Below are 17,821 nucleotides of genomic sequence, written 5' to 3'. Positions count from 1 at the left end.
CCATGACTCTTCAACAATCCCGCCGGCTGCAAAGCCTGCTGCTCGGCACGCTGGCCTGGGCCATCGCGATCATCATTTTCTTCCCGATCTTCTGGATGGTGCTGACCAGTTTCAAGACCGAAATCGACGCTTTCGCCACGCCGCCGCAGTTCATCTTCACGCCGACGCTGGAGAACTACCTGCACATCAACGAGCGCAGCGACTACTTCAGTTTCGCCTGGAACTCGGTGGTGATTTCCTTCAGCGCCACCGCCCTGTGCCTGCTGATCGCGGTGCCGGCGGCCTACTCGATGGCGTTCTACGAAACCCAGCGCACCAAGGGCACGCTGCTGTGGATGCTCTCCACCAAGATGCTGCCGCCGGTGGGCGTGCTGATGCCGATCTACCTGCTGGCCAAGAGTTTCGGCCTGCTCGACACGCGTATCGCGCTGATCGTGATCTACACGCTGATCAACCTGCCGATCGTGGTGTGGATGGTTTACACCTACTTCAAGGACATCCCCAAAGACATCCTCGAAGCCGCCCGCCTCGACGGTGCCACCCTGGCTCAGGAAATGCTCCGCGTGCTGCTGCCGATCGCCAAGGGCGGCCTCGCGTCGACCGTGCTGCTGTCGCTGATCCTGTGCTGGAACGAGGCGTTCTGGTCGCTGAACCTGACCTCGTCCAAAGCCGCGCCGCTGACCGCGTTGATCGCTTCCTACTCAAGCCCCGAAGGCTTGTTCTGGGCCAAGTTGTCGGCCGTCTCGACGCTGGCCTGCGCGCCGATCCTGATCTTCGGTTGGATCAGCCAGAAACAACTGGTGCGCGGCCTGTCGTTCGGTGCCGTGAAATAAGAATTCGCATGAGGAGCGCCACCATGGCCAACCTGAAAATCAAGAATCTGCAAAAAGGCTTCGAAGGTTTTTCCATCATCAAGGGCATCGACCTTGAGGTGAACGACAAGGAATTCGTGGTGTTCGTCGGCCCGTCGGGCTGCGGCAAATCCACCCTGCTGCGCCTGATCGCCGGCCTTGAAGAAGTCAGTGGCGGCACCATCGAACTGGATGGGCGCGACATCACCGAAGTCAGCCCGGCCAAGCGCGATCTGGCGATGGTGTTTCAGACCTACGCGCTGTACCCGCACATGACCGTGAAGAAAAACATGTCGTTCGCCCTCGACTTGGCCGGCGTACCGAAAGCCGAAGTCGAGAAGAAAGTCGGCGAAGCGGCGCGCATTCTGGAACTGGGCCCGATGCTGGAACGCAAGCCGAAACAACTGTCCGGCGGCCAGCGTCAGCGCGTGGCCATCGGCCGGGCGATCGTGCGCAACCCGAAAATCTTCCTGTTCGACGAGCCGCTGTCCAACCTCGACGCCGCCCTGCGGGTGCAGATGCGCCTGGAACTGTTGCGCCTGCACAAGGACCTCAAAGCCACGATGATCTACGTGACCCACGATCAGGTCGAAGCCATGACCATGGCCGACAAGGTCGTGGTGCTCAATGGCGGCAAGATAGAGCAGGTCGGCTCGCCGCTGGAGCTGTATCACAACCCCGCCAACCTGTTCGTCGCCGGTTTTCTCGGCACGCCGAAAATGGGCTTTCTCAAAGGGCAGATCGCGCGCATCGACGGCGCGAGTTGCGAAGTCTCGCTGGATGCCGGCACCCGCATCACCCTGCCCTTCAACGCGGCGAACCTGAGTGTCGGCAGCGCCGTGACCCTGGGCATTCGCCCGGAACATCTGGAGCTGGCACAAGCGGGCGACTGCACCCTGCAAGTCATCGCCGACGTCAGCGAGCGGCTGGGCAGCGACACCTTCTGCCACGTCAAGACCAACGCCGGCGAAGCCCTGACCATGCGTGTGCGCGGTGATCTGGCGAGCCGTTACGGCGAACAACTGAACCTGCACCTGGACGCTTCCCACTGCCATCTGTTCGATGCCGACGGCGTGGCGCTGACCCGCCCGTTGCGCGCGGCCGCCTGATTTCGAGACTGACCCGATGAAACTGAACAAGCAAAACCTCAACCGCCTGGCCGCCGAAGTGAAACTGCCGGCCTACAGCCTCAGCGACACCCGCCAAGGCATCGCCCACATTGGCGTCGGCGGTTTCCATCGCGCGCATCAGGCGTATTACACCGACGCGCTGATGAACACCGGCGAAGCGCTGGACTGGGCGATCTGCGGCGTCGGCCTGCGCGCCGAAGACCGCCGCACCCGCGACGATCTCAAGGAGCAGGACTACCTGTTCACCCTGTTCGAACTGGGCGACAGCGACGACACCGAAGTCCGCGTCATCGGCGCAATCCGCGACATGCTGCTGGCCGAGGACAGCGCCCAGGCGCTGATCGACAAACTCGCCGATCCGCAGATCCGCATCGTCTCGCTGACCATCACCGAGGGCGGTTATTGCATCGACGACAGCAACGGCGAATTCATGGCGCACCTGCCGCAGATTCAGCACGATCTGACGAACCCGCAACAGCCGAAAACCGTGTTCGGTTTCCTCTGTGCGGCGTTGGCCAAGCGGCGTGCGGCGGGCACTCCGGCGTTCACGGTGATGTCGTGCGATAACCTGCCGCACAACGGCGCGGTGACCCGCAAGGCGCTGCTGGCCTTCGCCGCGCTGCTCGATCCGGACCTGCGTGGCTGGATCGACGCCAATGTCAGTTTTCCCAACGCCATGGTCGACCGCATCACGCCGATGACCAGCACCGCGCATCGCCTGCAACTGGCGGACAAACACGCCGTCGACGACGCCTGGCCGGTGGTCTGCGAACCCTTCGTGCAATGGGTGCTGGAAGACAAGTTCGTCAACGGCCGCCCGGCCTGGGAAAAGGTCGGCGTGCAGTTCACCGACGATGTTTCCCCCTACGAAGAGATGAAGATCAAACTGCTCAACGGTAGCCATCTGGCGCTGACTTACCTGGGCTTTTTGAAGGGCTACCGTTTCGTTCACGAAACCATGAACGACCCGTTGTTCGTGCGCTACATGCGCGCCTACATGGACCTGGACGTGACCCCGCAACTGGCGCCGGTGCCGGGCATCGACCTGACCGAGTACAAGGACACGCTGGTGGCGCGGTTTTCCAATCAGGCGATTGCCGATCAGTTGGAGCGGGTTTGCTCCGATGGCTCGTCGAAGTTTCCCAAGTTCACCATTCCGACGATCAATCGGTTGATTGCCGATGGGCGCGAGACCAAACGCGCGGCTTTGGTGGTGGCGGCTTGGGCACTTTACTTGAAGGGCGTGGACGAGAATGGCGACACTTACTCGATTCCGGATCCTCGGGCGGCGTTCTGTCAGGGGTTGGTGGCGGAGGATGCTTTGATCACTGAGCGGTTGTTGGGGGTTGAAGAAATCTTCGGTACGGCGATACCGCGTTCGAAGGAGTTTGTGGCAGCGTTTGAGTGGTGCCTGAACAGCTTGCGAGAAGAAGGCGTCACTCGGACTCTCGAGCGTATTCTGGCCTGAAAAGCCCCTCACCCCAGCCCTCTCCCAGAGGGAGAGGGAGCCGACCGAGGTGTTTATCCGAGGTACATCGACCTGAAAGTCCGGAGCCGAACTCAGGAATTGAAACCTACACAAATCTGCTCCCTTTCCCCCTCTCCCCTTTGGGGCGGTCCGACGTTTCGGGAGGGTTGGGGTGAGGGGTGGCTTTAGAAGTCGCCAAAAAACCAACAGGTTCACACCATGCACAAACAACAACTATTCCTCGGCATCGACTGCGGCACCCAAGGCACCAAAGCGATCATCCTCGACGCTGTCAGCGGTCAGGTTCTCGGCCAGGGCGCCGCCGCCCACGCGATGATCAGCGGCGCCAACGGCCGCCGCGAGCAAGACACCGCGCAATGGCTGGAAGCCTTCGCCCTCGCCACCCGTCGCGCTTTGTTGGCGGCAAATGTCGACGGTCAGTCAATCCAGGGCATCGGCGTTTCCGGCCAGCAACACGGCCTGGTGTTGCTCGACGATCAAGGCCAGGTCCTGCGCCCGGCCAAGCTCTGGTGCGACACCGAAACCACGCCTGAAAACGATCGCCTGCTGAATCATCTGGGCGGTGAACAAGGTTCGCTGGAACGCCTCGGCGTGGTCATCGCGCCGGGTTACACCGTCTCCAAATTGTTGTGGACCAAGGAGCAACATCCGGATGTGTTCTCCCACATCGCACGGATCCTGCTGCCCCATGACTACCTGAATTTCTGGCTCACCGGCCGTGCGTGCAGCGAATACGGCGATGCGTCCGGCACCGGTTACTTCAACGTGCGCACCCGCCAATGGGATTTGCAGCTGCTGCGCGACATCGACGCCAGCGGTCGTCTGCAAGCCGCGCTGCCGGAACTGATCGACGCCCATCAAGCGGTCGGCACGATCCTTCCCGCCATTGCCGAACAGCTGGGCATCAACCCCAACGCGGTGGTGTCCAGCGGTGGCGGCGACAACATGATGGGCGCTATCGGCACCGGCAATATTCAGCCGGGGGCGATCACCATGAGCCTCGGTTCTTCCGGCACGGTGTACGCCTACGCCGAGGCACCGAAGGTCAGCCCGGATGCGTCGGTCGCAACCTTCTGTTCCTCGAGCGGCGGCTGGCTGCCATTGATCTGCACCATGAACCTGACCAACGCCACCGGTGCGATCCGCGAACTGTTCAACCTCGATCTCGACGCGTTCAATGCCTTGGTGGCCCAGGCTCCGATTGGCGCCGAGGGCGTGAGCATGTTGCCATTCCTCAACGGCGAACGCGTGCCGCCCCTGCCCCACGCCACCGGCAGCCTGAATGGCCTGACCATCGATAACCTGACCCAGGCCAATCTGTGCCGCGCCGCAGTCGAAGGCACCACCTTCGGCTTGCGTTATGGACTGGATCTGTTGCGCCAGAATGGTTTACAAAGCCGCAGCATTTGCCTGATCGGCGGCGGCTCGAAAAGTGCGGTGTGGCGGCAGATCGTCGCCGACATCATGAACACCCCGGTGATCTGCACCGAGCAGAGCGAAGCCGCAGCCCTCGGCGCGGCGATTCAGGCGGCGTGGTGCAAATCGTGGTCGAACGGCCACGAAGACACTCTGGCCGATCTGTGCCAGCGCTGCGTGAAGCTCGACCTGAACAGTGAAACCCTGCCGGTTGCCGCCAATGTCGCGGCGTTCCAGCAGGCCTATGAACGCTATCGACTGCATGTCGCAACCTTATAAAGAGCAAACAACTATGTACCTGGTGTGTGGCGAAGCACTGTTCGATTTCTTCAGCGAAGACGATGCCGGCGGGCAGGCATCGAAAGTCAATTTCAAGGCGATTGCCGGTGGCTCGCCGTTCAATGTGGCGGTGGGTTTGCGCCGTTTGGGTGTGGATTCGGCGCTGTTTGGCGGGCTGTCCACCGATTACCTCGGCCGGCGTTTGCAGCAAGTGTTGCAGGATGAAGGCGTACGCCCGGACTATCTGGTGGATTTCGCTGCACCGACCACTCTGGCGATGGTCGCGGTGGGTGCCAACGGCTCGCCGCATTACAGCTTCCGGGGTGAAGGCTGCGCCGACCGTCAGCTGAGCCTGACCCATCTGCCATCGCTGGGCCCGGAAGTGCGCGGCTTGCACTTCGGTTCGTTCTCGCTGGTGGTGCAGCCGATTGCCGATACCTTGCTTGCGCTGGTGCAGCGTGAAAGCGGCAAACGCCTGATCAGCCTCGACCCGAACGTGCGCCTCAACCCCGAGCCGAACATCGACCTGTGGCGCGAGCGGATCGCCACGCTGGTGCCGTTGGTGAACCTGATCAAAGTCAGCGACGAGGATTTGAACCTGCTGTACCCCGAGCAGGATCCACAGCGGGTCATCGAAGGTTGGCTGCAGCATCGCTGCCAAGTGGTGTTTCTGACCCGTGGCGGTGAAGGCGCGACCGTGTTCAGCCGTGCCCACGGTTCATGGTCGGTGCCGGCAAGCTCAGTGAAGATTGCCGACACCGTCGGCGCCGGCGATACCTTCCAGGCCGCTTTGATCACCTGGCTGACCGAACATGAACTGGACTCGGTGGAAGGTGTTCAGCACCTTAACCGCGAGCAGATCGACGGCATGCTCAGGTTTGCCGTACAGGCCGCCGCCCTTACATGCAGTAAAACAGGTCCGGATTTGCCTTATCGCCACCAGTTGACCTGACCGCGTAGACTGGCGCCCTTTTTTGCACGACGGGATGACGGCTTTTGAATTCGCGGCGCACGGTTGGACTGTTGGTATTGGCGGCACTGTTGACCGGTTGCGGAACATCGCCACCGCGTTCGCCGGAAAACCTCTGCGAGATTTTCCGCGAAAAAAGTGATTGGTACGACGCGGCGCAAGTCACGCAAAAGCGCTGGGGCGTACCGATCCAGGTGCCGTTCGCCATCATGTATCAGGAGTCCGGCTACCGCTATGACGCCAAGACGCCGCGCAAATACCTGTTGTGGGTGATCCCGTGGGGCCGGGTTTCGACGGCCTCCGGCTATGCACAGGCCAAGGATGAAGTCTGGTCCGACTACCAGAAAAGCACCGGTCGCTACGGCGCCGATCGTGAAGACTTCGATGACGCCATCGACTTCGTCGGCTGGTACATGGACAAAACCACCTCGATCAACGGCGTGTACAAGTACGACGCCTACAATCAGTACCTCAACTACCACGAAGGCTGGGGCGGTTTTCGCCAGAAGACCTACGCCAGCAAGGCGTGGCTGATGCCGGTGGCGCGCAAGGTGCAGAACCGCTCGGACATGTACGGTCAGCAATACGCAGCGTGCAAGAATGATTTGAATCGCGGATTCTGGAGCCGGTTCTGGCATTGGCTGTAAATGTCAGGATCTCGGTGACATCGAGATCGCCATCGCGGGCAAGCCCGCTCCCACAGGGATTTAGGGTGACCACAATTAAGTGAGCACCCGGGAAACCTGTGGGAGCGGGCTTGCCCGCGAAGGCGTCAGTTCAGACACCACTGGCCCAAGGGTTACAACACCGAAAAGTTGTAACTCACAATCAACCGGGTCTCATCCACATCCCGAGCAAACTTCTCGTAGTTGGTGCGATAAGTCGCATTACGCAACCGCAGGCTGACGTCCTTGAACGTCCCGGTCTGAATCACGTACTTCAGCTCGCTGTCGCGTTCCCACTCTTTGCCTTCCTGATCGCTGCCCGGAACCTTGATGTGGTCACCGTTCACGTAGCGGGTCAGGAAACTCAAACCGTTGATGCCGATCGCCTTGAAGTCATAGTCATAACGCAGCTGCCACGAACGCTCCTGGGCGGCGGCGAAGTCGTTGACCTGCACGTAGTTCACCAGATACGGGTTGCTGCCATCCAGATAAGGCATCGAATTGTCACCGTTCATGCGCTGCCAGCCAGCGCTGAAGGTGTGACCACTGATGCCGTAGGACAGCATTCCGCTCAAGGCGCGGTTGTCGATGGAGCCCGCTTTCGCATCACCGCTGTCGGCGCTTTTCAGCAAACGCAGATCAGCTTTCAGCACGCCGTCACCCAGCGGCTGATTCGCCAAAAGACCCACGAAGTGCTGGCGATAGATATCTTCAAGCTCGGCGTAGTGATACTGCGCGGTCAGGCGATCGTTGATCTTGTAGTCGAAGCCGTACATGTCGAAATGATCGGCGGTGGTGTTGCACGCATAACGCTTGTTCTTGCAGTGCACGCGGATGTCTTGCGAATCGGTCGAATCCCGTGCGGTGTACTTGTCCAGACGCGCGGCCATGAAGGTCAGGTCCTTCACCTCTTTGGAGGTCAGCATCGCACCGTTGAACATGGTCGGCAGCAGGCGACCGTCGTTGTATTTGAGCAGTGGCAGATCCGGCAGCAACGCGCCGTATTTCAGCACCGTATCCGAGACTTTGACCTTGGCGGTCAGGCCCATTTTTGCGTACTGACCTTTTGAACCGCGCGGGTTGTCACCGCTGGACGGCAACAGGCCGCTGTTGCTGCGATCGGGGCTGGAGTCGAGCTGAAAACCCGCCATGCCCAGCGCATCGATACCAAAACCGACGGTGCCTTCGGTGTAGCCCGATTGCAGATTGAGAATAAAGCCCTGCGCCGACTCTTCGCGCTTGGACGCGCCCTGATCACTGGAGGTGTGCCCGTCACGGAAATCGCGGTTGAAGTACACCGTGCGCGATTCGATCTTCGCCGTGGTGTCTTCGAAAAAACCGCTGGCCTGGACCTGCGCGGTAAAACCGGCGCACAGCACAAAGGCTCCGAAGCCAAGCGACTGGCGCGGGGTGATGAGGGGAAATGGGGGACGCATTGAAAACTCCAACAGAACAACGATTGCGCAAAGGCACAAACAACCAGAAATAGCTCCCGTCCCGGACCAGTGAAGAACCGGGAGGCAGTGAACACGCGGGGGTGAACGGCAATGATGGCAGATGGCTTTGACGTGCTACAGGCGACTTTAGTCTGAAACTGACTGGTTGTTCCGCTGACATCCGTGCGCAGGATTTTCCGATTGTGCGAAATGCGTGAACCCCGCTACATTTGTTTCTTGCTTATTCAAGGATGGAATTCAAAGCATGCTGGACGCCAATGCCACTCACATCAGGTTTGCCATTGATGGCGCTTCCGCCGACCTGCAAGTCCTCAGCTTCACCGGTCGCGAAGCCCTCAACGAACCGTTCCGTTTCGACCTCGAACTGGTCAGCGCCCGTCCCGACCTCAACCTTGAAGAACTCCTGCACAAGCCTGGCTGCCTGACCTTCGGCGCCACTGGCGAGGGCAAGATTCATGGTCTGGTGTATCGCATCGAGCAAGGCGATTCCGGCAAGACCCTGACCCGTTACAGCCTGAGCCTGGTGCCGCAACTGGCCTACCTGCGGCACAACCATGACCAGCAGATCTTCCAGAACCTCACCGTGCCGAAGATCATTGCCCAGGTTCTGGAAGATCGCGGGATCCTGGCCAACGCCTACAGCTTCCAGCTCGGCGCCGAATACCCGGAACGCGACTACTGCGTGCAGTACGACGAATCCGACCTGCATTTCATCCAGCGCTTGTGCGAAGAGGAAGGCATTCACTTTCACTTCCAGCACAGCAGCAGCGGTCACAAACTGGTGTTCGGCGATGACCAGACCGTGTTCCGCAAACTGAAACCGGTCAACTACCAGCAAGACTCCGGCATGACCGCCGACAAACCGGTGATCAAGCGCTTCAACCTGCGCCTGGAAACCCGTACCAGGCGCGTCAGCCGCCGCGATTACGATTTCGAGAAACCGAAGATCCTGCCCGAAAGTGCCGTCAAGTCCGCGTTCATGCCGGACCTGGAAGACTACGACTACCCCGGCCGCTTCACCACGCGCGAGCGCGGCAAGTTCCTCTCGACCCGCGCGCTGGAACGCCATCGCAGCGACTACAAACTCGCCGAAGGCAAAGGTGACGAACCGACCCTGACCAGCGGCCACTTCATGACCCTCGCCGAACACCCGCGCGCCGAATGGAACGATTTGTGGCTGTTGCTGGAAGTCTTTCACGAAGGCAAACAGCCGCAAGTGCTGGGCGAAAACGTCACCAGCGACGTCACCGACAACAAGAGCGATTTCCACCAAGGCTACCGCAACTCGTTCCTAGCCACCCCGTGGGACGCCCACTACCGCCCTGCCCTCGAACACCCGAAACCGAAAGTGCTCGGCAGCCAGACCGCCATCGTCACCGGCCCCGCCGGCGAAGAAATCCACTGCGACCAGTACGGCCGCGTGAAAGTGCAATTCCACTGGGACCGCGACGGCCAGGCCGACGACAAGACCACCTGCTGGCTGCGCGTCGCCAGCGGCTGGGCCGGCGCTGCCTACGGCGGCATCGCCATCCCACGCATCGGCATGGAAGTACTGGTGACCTTCCTCGAAGGCGACCCCGACCAACCATTGGTGACCGGCTGCCTGTACCACAAGGAAAACGTCGTCCCCTACGACTTGCCGGCGAACAAGACCCGCAGCACCTTCAAGACCCTGAGCTCACCGGGCGGTAAGGGCTATAACGAATTCCGTATCGAAGACAAGAAAGGCGCGGAACAGATCTACATCCACGCCCAGCGCGACTGGGACGAGAACATCGAGCACGACCAGAAGATCCGCGTCGGCAATGAACGGCATGACACCGTTGAAGCCAATGTTTTAAGTGAATTCAAGGTCGAGGAACACCGCATCACCCACCTGGATCGCAAGAGCGAAATGCGCGCCAACGATCACCTGACCGTGGGCGTGACACAGCATGTGAAGGTCGGCACCGGGCAGTTCGTGGAAGCGGGCACGGAGATTCACTACCACGCTGGTGAAAAAGTCGTGATCGAAGGCGGGATGGAACTGACGGCGAAGGCTGGCGGCAGTTTCATCAAGGTCGATGCGGGTGGTGTGACCATCAGCGGTGCGGAAGTGAAGGCCAACACCGGCGGTGCGCCGGGTGTCGGTTCCGGAGTTGCGATTCTGGCGCCATTGATTCCTTTACCGGCCTCCAGCGATAAAAGCGGAAACCTGCTCGCCCGCAAGGAAGTATTGGAAGCCATCGAATACGACATGGATTTCATCATCACGGATCAGAACAGCGGTCTGCCCTTGCGCAACTTTCCCTATGTGATCAAAACCACTTCGGGTCAGAACCTCGTCGGGCGAACGGATGAGCATGGCAAGACGCGCAAGATCAGCAGCCTCGAAGCCGAGACCGCGACAATCGAAGTCTACGATGACGTACCTCCCCTCAATCCACATTGGGATGCCTGACGTGGCAAAGAACCAACCGCTGGCCACCAGCAAAGCCGTGCTGACGCCCACGACCGTGCAAAAGTCTGCTGCGCTGCCGGTGGACGACAGTGCACGCCTGAAAGAGATCCGGGCACTGGTCGCCAAGAACAATCAATCGTCGATCGATGACGACACCATCATTTGCCAGATTTACATGGAGTCTCGTTTTGATGCCAAAGCCGAATCAAGCGAAAGCACGGCGCGGGGACTGATGCAGTTATTGAAGGGGGCTGTTCGGGAGTTGTACAGAATAGAAGATCTGAGCAAGCCCAGAGCAGAGCGTTCGCCGGAAACAAAACTGTATCTTGAGGCCGACAAATTCCATGACAGCCCCGGTTTTCTGGATGAAGCCATCAACATTCGTGCTGGCACCCGATATCTGGAATTGCTGATTCAACGCCAGAAAAAAAACGGCGCAGCCGATCCGATTGCTGAAGCGTACAAAAAGTATCGCGGCAGGACTGACGGCCGGTACTACACCAAAATCAAGGCCTGTGCAGACAAGCTGCGTGCAGCGCCCAATTCAATGCAAGTATTGAGAGATATGGCCAAGTGAAGGGTCTTCTTACAGGCTTGATTATCGGACTGGTGAGTCTGCAGGTGTCGGCTGCCGAGCTCAAATTTTCCACCGTAACCCGCTGCGATCTCTCCAGTGCTGAAAGTGCGGTTTCGCTACTCAGTGGCCATCCCATTCTCGACTCGCATGTTTACAAGATCCGCCAGTCACAGAAAACGAACTATCTGTACGAAGACTCGGACGCTTCCAGAGGCAGCAACGTTCATTGGCAATGCGTCAATCTGACAAAAGATGTGAACGCACTCCTGATTTCGGGAGAGTTCACCTCGAACTACCTGCAAGGTGCGCTGTTTTACTTCGATGGAGACAGCGCGCAGGTAGAACGCCTGAACTTTGCCGAGAGAAATCGGCCCGGCTGGATCCTGCTGACTCAGCAAGGGCCTCAGGTCATTTTCGAGAACAAGGGGAACGAAAGCTCTCACAAGTTCTTGAGCTACGGTAGAAATGACGCTTTTCTGGAAATCGACGAGCTTCCGGTGCCCGACCCTGCCAAGGGAGAAACGCTGACAGAACTTGAGCCCTGATGCTTCGGTACAAGTCGGGCTGTCTGGACTCATCCGATGGGTGAGTCGACTCTGACGGCCCCGATTTCACTGAGTCAAATGCCCGCTCTAAGGGAATACCCTACGCCCCTGAAGGGCATTTGCGGGTTGTACGAGCCCGGCTAATCCTGCACCATCCGTCCCTTGCTTATTCAATGGACGGAAATAAAGGCATGCTGGACGCCAACGCTACCCACATTACCCTCACGCTCGAAGGCGCTTCGGCCGACCTGCAAGTCCTCAGCTTCACCGGTCGCGAAGCCCTCAACGAGCCGTTCCGTTTCGACCTCGAACTGGTCAGCGCCCGTCCCGACCTCAACCTTGAAGAACTCCTGCACAAGCCTGGCTGCCTGACGTTCGGCGCCACTGGCGAGGGCAAGATTCACGGTCTGGTGTATCGCATCGAGCAAGGCGATTCCGGCAAGACCCTGACCCGCTACAGCCTGAGCCTGGTGCCGCAACTGGCCTACCTGCGGCACAACCATGACCAGCAGATCTTCCAGCAACTGACGGTGCCGAAGATCATCGCCCGCGTTCTGGAAGATCGAGGCATCCTGGCCAACGCCTACAGCTTCCAGCTCGGCGCCGAATACCCGGAACGCGACTACTGCGTGCAGTACGACGAATCCGACCTGCATTTCATCCAGCGCTTGTGCGAAGAGGAAGGCATTCACTTTCACTTCCAGCACAGCAGCAGCGGCCACAAACTGGTGTTCGGCGACGACCAGACCGTGTTCCGCAAACTGAAACCGGTCAACTATCAGCAAGACTCCGGCATGACCGCTGACAAACCGGTGATCAAGCGTTTCAACCTGCGCCTGGAAACCCGCACCAGCCGCGTCAGCCGCCGCGATTACGATTTCGAAAAGCCGAAGATCTTGCCCGAAAGTGCCGTCAAATCCGCGTTCATGCCGGACCTGGAAGACTACGACTACCCCGGCCGCTTCACCACGCGCGAGCGCGGCAAGTTCCTCTCGACCCGCGCGCTGGAACGCCATCGCAGCGACTACAAACTCGCCGAAGGCAAAGGGGACGAACCGACCCTGACCAGCGGCCACTTCATGACCCTGGCCGAACACCCACGCGCCGAGTGGAACGATTTGTGGCTGCTGCTGGAAGTCTTCCACGAAGGCAAACAGCCGCAAGTGCTGGGCGAAAACGTCACCAGCGACGTCACCGACAACAAGAGCGATTTCCACCAGGGCTACCGCAACAGCTTCGTGGCCACCCCGTGGGACGCCCACTACCGCCCTGCCCTCGAACACCCGAAACCGAAAGTCCTCGGCAGCCAGACCGCGATCGTCACCGGCCCTGCCGGTGAAGAAATCCACTGCGACCAGTACGGCCGCGTGAAAGTGCAATTCCACTGGGACCGCGAAGGCCAGGCCGACGACAAAACCACCTGCTGGCTGCGCGTCGCCAGCGGCTGGGCCGGCGCAGCCTACGGCGGCATCGCCATTCCACGGATCGGCATGGAAGTGCTGGTGACCTTTCTTGAAGGCGACCCCGACCAGCCGCTGGTCACCGGCTGCCTGTACCACAAGGAAAACGTCGTCCCCTACGACTTGCCGGCGAACAAGACCCGCAGCACCTTCAAGACCCTGAGTTCACCCGGCGGCAAGGGCTACAACGAATTTCGCATCGAAGACAAGAAAGGCGCGGAACAGATCTATATCCACGCCCAGCGCGACTGGGACGAGAACATCGAGCACGACCAGAAGATTCGCGTCGGCAACGAACGGCATGACACGGTCGAAGCCAATGTTTTAAGTGAATTCAAGGTTGAAGAGCACCGCATCACTCATCTGGATCGTGTCAGTGAGATGCGGGCGAATGATCACCTCACCGTCGGGGTGACCCAGCATGTGAAGGTCGGCACCGGTCAGTTCGTGGAAGCGGGCACGGAGATTCACTACCACGCCGGCGAGAAAGTGGTGATCGAAGGCGGAATGGAACTGACGGCCAAGGCTGGCGGCAGTTTCGTCAAGGTCGATGCGGGTGGCGTGACCATCAGCGGTGCGGAGGTGAAGGCCAACACCGGCGGAGCGCCGGGGGTGGGTTCCGGTATTCAGATCCTCGTGCCTTTCATTCCTGGCCTGGCAGCCCTCGACAATGCCGGACGCTTGATGCAAACCCGGCTGAATCAAAAGATCGAGGCTGAATCGCTGGTCGTAGTGCCAAAGCTGAAGGCGCCGAAAGGCATCTGCGTTGAGTGCCTGAAGAAAGCCATGCGGGAAAAACTGGCCCTGCAATCGGGAGCCAATTGATGACGAAGGACGACGCAGCGAAAGCCTGGGCAGAGGCGCATAAAAACGCACAGTCGAGATTCGCAATCGTTGAAGCGGGCCTGCTCTCCGAGCCGGCTCGACAGCAATTCCTCAAATCCGATCCGTCACGCCGCCCCTTGATGCTTCAACCTGAGTTCGCCGAATTGCGCAACTACGGCCCATGGCTCGTGGACGTCAGCGACATGGAATTCGAGGCCTTTCTCGCCCACGAATACTTCACCGGCTGCACCGCCATGGCCAGCTGGATCCGCACCGACTGCCCCGGCGACAAACTCGCGGCGCACCTGAGCGATGCCTTGCTGGCAAAAAATGAAGCCGGCGAAGTCCTGATGATCCGCAGCTACGCCCCTGAAGTACTGCCGATGCTCCACGCCCGCGACGATCTGTCCTGGCATGCCTGGCTTTTCGGCCCGTTGCAGGAGTGGTGGGTGCCAGCGGCGGATGATGAGTGGCAATGCTTCAAAGGGCTTAACCTGGAAAAGCCGGGCAAGTATCAGCCGATTTTCCTGGACGCAAAGTTATGGAAGGACATGGAGGTCGATCCCCTGCCCTACAACCTGACCACCGAACTGGAAAAAGACGCGCCAGAGGTATTCACCAGTAGCTGCCATGGCGACCGGTTGAACCAGGTCAAGCAGGCGCTGGACGCAGGTCGCGCAGAAGGCTTGTCGGACCCGGAAGACGTCAGCCTGTTTGCCAGCCTGCAATTGATGGACCCCGAGTTCCCGGCGAATTGGCCGATGTGGGGAAAAGCCAAAGAGCGGGCTGTTGGGGAGAAGTTGCCGCTTGGGGTTGTGATGAGGGAGTTGTCGGAGTGAGTCGACAACTTAATAACCACAAAGGGAAATATCGAAGTTCAGCAATCGGCATCCTGACTCTTTCCTTCCTTGTTCTGGCCTTGTTCGTTTACAACAGCACCCGAACACCAGGTGCGGCGTTGACGTCTCATAACTATATGAACAGGCCCGTTGGCAGTTACTGGGTCAATGATCACTGGGGTGGAAATGGCGGTGTGACTTGTTGCTGGGACCTGTCCGGTGACCAGGCAAAAATAGTCTGGATCCTGAGCATGTCAAAATCTCAGGAGGAACAGGGTATGACGATAGAACGGCACGAAGCGTTATTGCCCATGCCCGAGCGAAAAGCAGGAGACGATACATTGCACGTCTACTTTCTCCCTGAAAACAGCATCGAACTTGTTTGGTCCTCAACAACACTGGACACAAAACACGCACCGAACGAAGCAGCCTCCTCTCAAGTAAAAGACGAAAAAGGAAGTTCCTCAAAGCGACTTCCGGCTGAGCAATACCCAACATCAGGAAGGAATCTAGCAGTATGACTGTGGCTATGAACATGAAACGGCAAAAAATCTGGCGCCGCCGCAACCTGGTCATTGGGCTGCTTGTTTTACTGCTGCCGTTCCTGGGTTCGTACCTTTACAACCAGTTTCGTACGCCTGGGGCGATGTTGACATCTGCAAACTATATGGATCGCCCGATTTTTAGTTTCTGGGCGAATGACTTTTGGGGTGGAAACTTGATGGCAATGGGAGGCGGCGGAATTATGTGCTGCACCCGATTTGAAGGAAAAACCATTAAAATAAAATGGATTCTGGACATGACCCGTCAGCAGCAATTGAGTGGAGCGGTAGAAGAGCATCACGAAATTGAACTTCCACTGCCCGAGCGTGGGCCAACTGATCAATATCTTCACGTTCAATTCGAACCGGGCAACAAGGTTAGGCTGGGATGGAGTCCCGACCTCACAAGACCTTTCCCATCTCCCTTTGCCAAGCAAAAATCTATTGAACAAGGACGTATCCCATGAGCACACCTCAGCATCTAGATCGTGCAGAAGCTATCAGCACAAAAACGAACTCCTGCACCTCTGTTGAGAAAAATCCTGTTCTGCCTTGTGAGGCGACGCTGCGAGTTGGATTCTTCTTCGATGGTTTTGGCCGAAACATGAAGAGCGACTTGCAAGAGGATCGACTCAGTAATGTTGCCAGACTTTTCATGGCGTACCCGGATGCTGACCTATCCGATGCATCAGATTCATTTACGGGAAATAAACGATTTTACTTGTCGGGTTTGGCCACTGAGTTTGATAAAACACTCGGAGGTGGAGAGACCGTAAGCGGCGCAGGCATTGATGGCGCCGCAAGCAGGGCGAAAGACAGCATAGTAAAGTCTCCTGAAGACACTATTTCGAATAGCCCACTTGATTCCGCAAAGGACGTCATTACCGGTAAAAAATGGTGGGAAAGCATCTATAACAACATAAAGCCTGGAAACATTATTACCTCAGCAATCAAAGCAGCAGCGCCAGCATCTCTGGACATGTTTGACTTTACTCGTGACAACGAACTGATAACGAACTTTTTCAAAACAGGTGTAGATACGCGATTGGAGGCGGCGGTTAGCGCCTTGGAGAAGGCTTTAGAAGACGCTAACAAGAACAGCAAAGCTCCGGTTAAAAAAATATCCGTGTCAATATTTGGCTTCGATTTCGGCGCAAGCCTTGCAAGAGCATTTGCTCATAAGATCTTTGAAGAGTGCGACCCGGCCACCACCATATTTAAGAAAACAAATCTTGAAATTACGTTCATGGGCCTTTTTGATGCGGTAGATCGTAGTGGCGAGGATTCAATTATTTTTGAATATCTGCTGCCTTTCGAGAACAAAGTCGATGACGGTGAATGCCTTCCTGGTCCTGTAAAAAACGCATTGCATTTAATTGCAGCACATGAGTGCCAGGAATCTCGCCGATCTCGATTGATTGGTACCGGTCCATCGACACCTCGCTGGGAAGAGCGCCTCGTACCTGGAACCAGCTACGACGTAGGAGGAGGCTTGGCTAAAACTGATGCTCCTCATAGTCGTGAACTCCACATGGTCAGTCTGCATGAAATGTATAACGCTGCTTATCGTGCAGGCGTTCCGCTTTACCCCATGCAAACACTTCCTGAAAAAGCGGTCTTGGTATCGAAATACTTCCAATTGAATGACCACATCAACGGTGCAAGCGCCATTGAAGTTAGTAAAAAATACCTAAGTCTTGCAGGCAATCAGAAGGTCTCCCCCGAAGCATTCCTTGCTCACCGACGTTTGTATATTCAGAGGCTGCGCGGATTGTGGGAGATCTATCGCGAACAGCATAAGGCGTATGACGAACAGGAAGACCGTCTCGCACGTCCAATCCTTGGTAAGCAAGGGTCAATGGCTAAATTTTTTGGCATGGGAAATGAAACAAGCGCCCAGGCTGCCAAGCGAGATCAGGCGATCAAGCAGAACCAACAAGACAAGGCTGCCTTACGCAATGATCTAGGTTGGCTAGAAGATGTGGACCGTGAGGCATGGCGACTGAACACCGCTTTTGCTTCAGCGCCCGTTAAAACTTTATTGAAGGATTGGTTCAATCCTGAAGTAAAAAGTTTGAACTTTGATATCGAGGACTTGCTTGAGTTTTATGTTAATGATCGATACATGATCCAGCAGATGCCACCGACCCAGAATCCTCCGCTACCCAAATATTTTCGCGTGCGAGACTTCGACATACCGAGTCTGAATAAGACAAAAGGTATGGCACCGGATTATCTGGAGCAGACGATGCGTAAGCCATCGACACAATCGTCAGGCGCATCGACCTGAAGCAAGGATAAATCTACTGCGGGGCTCACGCCGACAATCTCAATAT

Annotated in this window: 15 protein-coding genes; 14 read left to right on the top strand and 1 reads right to left on the bottom strand. The window is 57.9% G+C overall.

Going from position 1 to position 17,821, the window contains the following annotated elements; translation table 11 throughout:
* The first annotated feature begins 2 nt into the window (after window positions 1-2).
* The 6 genes from ACKUG4_RS02265 to ACKUG4_RS02240 all read left to right on the top strand — a co-directional run bounded on the left by ACKUG4_RS02265 (window position 3) and on the right by ACKUG4_RS02240 (window position 6,782).
* The gene (locus ACKUG4_RS02265) at window positions 3-833 is read left to right on the top strand and encodes a carbohydrate ABC transporter permease (protein WP_007957423.1); all 831 of its coding nucleotides are present in this window, start codon (window positions 3-5) and stop codon (window positions 831-833) included.
* A gap of 23 nt (window positions 834-856) precedes the next feature.
* Window positions 857-1,960 (top strand): ABC transporter ATP-binding protein, encoded by a 1,104-nt coding sequence (locus ACKUG4_RS02260; protein ID WP_085610232.1) that lies wholly within the window; start codon window positions 857-859, stop codon window positions 1,958-1,960.
* Window positions 1,961-1,976: 16 nt separating this feature from the next.
* Window positions 1,977-3,449 carry a mannitol dehydrogenase family protein gene (locus ACKUG4_RS02255; protein ID WP_445433319.1) on the top strand — a complete coding sequence of 491 codons (1,473 nt, stop codon included), beginning with the start codon at window positions 1,977-1,979 and terminating at the stop codon, window positions 3,447-3,449.
* A 219-nt stretch (window positions 3,450-3,668) separates the two neighbouring features.
* Window positions 3,669-5,165, top strand: coding sequence for a xylulokinase (xylB, locus tag ACKUG4_RS02250; RefSeq protein WP_445433318.1), 1,497 nt, complete (start codon window positions 3,669-3,671; stop codon window positions 5,163-5,165).
* 13 nt (window positions 5,166-5,178) lie between these two features.
* On the top strand, window positions 5,179-6,117 hold the full coding sequence (locus ACKUG4_RS02245; RefSeq protein WP_445433317.1) for a carbohydrate kinase family protein: 939 nt from the start codon (window positions 5,179-5,181) through the stop codon (window positions 6,115-6,117).
* Between the two features lie 44 nt (window positions 6,118-6,161).
* The gene (locus tag ACKUG4_RS02240) at window positions 6,162-6,782 is read left to right on the top strand and encodes a transglycosylase SLT domain-containing protein (RefSeq protein WP_445433316.1); all 621 of its coding nucleotides are present in this window, start codon (window positions 6,162-6,164) and stop codon (window positions 6,780-6,782) included.
* Between the two features lie 152 nt (window positions 6,783-6,934).
* Here the strand turns inward: ACKUG4_RS02240 and ACKUG4_RS02235 are convergent, their stop codons facing one another.
* The gene (locus ACKUG4_RS02235; protein WP_064381736.1) at window positions 6,935-8,236 is read right to left on the bottom strand and encodes an OprD family porin; all 1,302 of its coding nucleotides are present in this window, start codon (window positions 8,234-8,236) and stop codon (window positions 6,935-6,937) included.
* A gap of 265 nt (window positions 8,237-8,501) precedes the next feature.
* Here ACKUG4_RS02235 and ACKUG4_RS02230 point away from each other — a divergent pair, with 265 nt between their 5' ends.
* The 8 genes from ACKUG4_RS02230 (at window position 8,502) to ACKUG4_RS02195 (ending at window position 17,775) form a co-directional block, all read left to right on the top strand.
* Window positions 8,502-10,697, top strand: coding sequence for a type VI secretion system Vgr family protein (locus tag ACKUG4_RS02230; RefSeq protein ID WP_445433315.1), 2,196 nt, complete (start codon window positions 8,502-8,504; stop codon window positions 10,695-10,697).
* 1 nt (window position 10,698) lies between these two features.
* A complete protein-coding gene (locus ACKUG4_RS02225; protein ID WP_445433314.1) occupies window positions 10,699-11,274 on the top strand; it encodes a lytic transglycosylase domain-containing protein in 576 nt (191 codons plus the stop codon).
* Window positions 11,271-11,819 (top strand): hypothetical protein, encoded by a 549-nt coding sequence (locus ACKUG4_RS02220; protein ID WP_064596419.1) that lies wholly within the window; start codon window positions 11,271-11,273, stop codon window positions 11,817-11,819. The genes ACKUG4_RS02225 and ACKUG4_RS02220 overlap by 4 nt, the downstream gene beginning before the upstream one ends.
* Before the next feature lie 191 nt (window positions 11,820-12,010).
* Window positions 12,011-14,104, top strand: a complete 2,094-nt coding sequence (locus ACKUG4_RS02215; protein WP_445433313.1) for a type VI secretion system Vgr family protein — start codon at window positions 12,011-12,013, stop codon at window positions 14,102-14,104.
* Window positions 14,050-14,943 carry a DUF4123 domain-containing protein gene (locus ACKUG4_RS02210; protein WP_445433312.1) on the top strand — a complete coding sequence of 298 codons (894 nt, stop codon included), beginning with the start codon at window positions 14,050-14,052 and terminating at the stop codon, window positions 14,941-14,943. Before ACKUG4_RS02215 ends, ACKUG4_RS02210 begins: the two co-directional genes overlap by 55 nt.
* Window positions 14,940-15,464 (top strand): DUF3304 domain-containing protein, encoded by a 525-nt coding sequence (locus ACKUG4_RS02205; protein ID WP_445433311.1) that lies wholly within the window; start codon window positions 14,940-14,942, stop codon window positions 15,462-15,464. The genes ACKUG4_RS02210 and ACKUG4_RS02205 overlap by 4 nt, the downstream gene beginning before the upstream one ends.
* Window positions 15,461-15,952, top strand: a complete 492-nt coding sequence (locus ACKUG4_RS02200) for a DUF3304 domain-containing protein (RefSeq protein ID WP_445433310.1) — start codon at window positions 15,461-15,463, stop codon at window positions 15,950-15,952. The genes ACKUG4_RS02205 and ACKUG4_RS02200 overlap by 4 nt, the downstream gene beginning before the upstream one ends.
* Entirely contained in the window at window positions 15,949-17,775 is a 1,827-nt protein-coding gene (locus ACKUG4_RS02195) for a phospholipase effector Tle1 domain-containing protein (RefSeq protein WP_445433309.1), read from the top strand. The genes ACKUG4_RS02200 and ACKUG4_RS02195 overlap by 4 nt, the downstream gene beginning before the upstream one ends.
* Window positions 17,776-17,821: the final 46 nt, after the last annotated feature.

It is taken from the genome of Candidatus Pseudomonas auctus, assembly GCF_048654275.1.
Taxonomy (GTDB): Bacteria; Pseudomonadota; Gammaproteobacteria; order Pseudomonadales; family Pseudomonadaceae; genus Aquipseudomonas; species Aquipseudomonas pharyngis.
Note: the sequence above shows the minus strand (reverse complement) of the source record. Positions and strands in the feature narration are given on the sequence as shown.

What these genes read in the sequence shown, in the direction of transcription:
- ACKUG4_RS02200 (WP_445433310.1), top strand. Translation starts at nt 15,461, where the DNA reads ATGACTGTGGCTATGAACATGAAACGGCAAAAAATCTGGCGCCGCCGC.
- xylB (WP_445433318.1), top strand. Translation starts at nt 3,669, where the DNA reads ATGCACAAACAACAACTATTCCTCGGCATCGACTGCGGCACCCAAGGC.
- ACKUG4_RS02255 (WP_445433319.1), top strand. Translation starts at nt 1,977, where the DNA reads ATGAAACTGAACAAGCAAAACCTCAACCGCCTGGCCGCCGAAGTGAAA.
- ACKUG4_RS02230 (WP_445433315.1), top strand. Translation starts at nt 8,502, where the DNA reads ATGCTGGACGCCAATGCCACTCACATCAGGTTTGCCATTGATGGCGCT.
- ACKUG4_RS02215 (WP_445433313.1), top strand. Translation starts at nt 12,011, where the DNA reads ATGCTGGACGCCAACGCTACCCACATTACCCTCACGCTCGAAGGCGCT.
- ACKUG4_RS02235 (WP_064381736.1), bottom strand. Translation starts at nt 8,236, where the DNA reads ATGCGTCCCCCATTTCCCCTCATCACCCCGCGCCAGTCGCTTGGCTTC.
- ACKUG4_RS02245 (WP_445433317.1), top strand. Translation starts at nt 5,179, where the DNA reads ATGTACCTGGTGTGTGGCGAAGCACTGTTCGATTTCTTCAGCGAAGAC.
- ACKUG4_RS02265 (WP_007957423.1), top strand. Translation starts at nt 3, where the DNA reads ATGACTCTTCAACAATCCCGCCGGCTGCAAAGCCTGCTGCTCGGCACG.
- ACKUG4_RS02260 (WP_085610232.1), top strand. Translation starts at nt 857, where the DNA reads ATGGCCAACCTGAAAATCAAGAATCTGCAAAAAGGCTTCGAAGGTTTT.
- ACKUG4_RS02195 (WP_445433309.1), top strand. Translation starts at nt 15,949, where the DNA reads ATGAGCACACCTCAGCATCTAGATCGTGCAGAAGCTATCAGCACAAAA.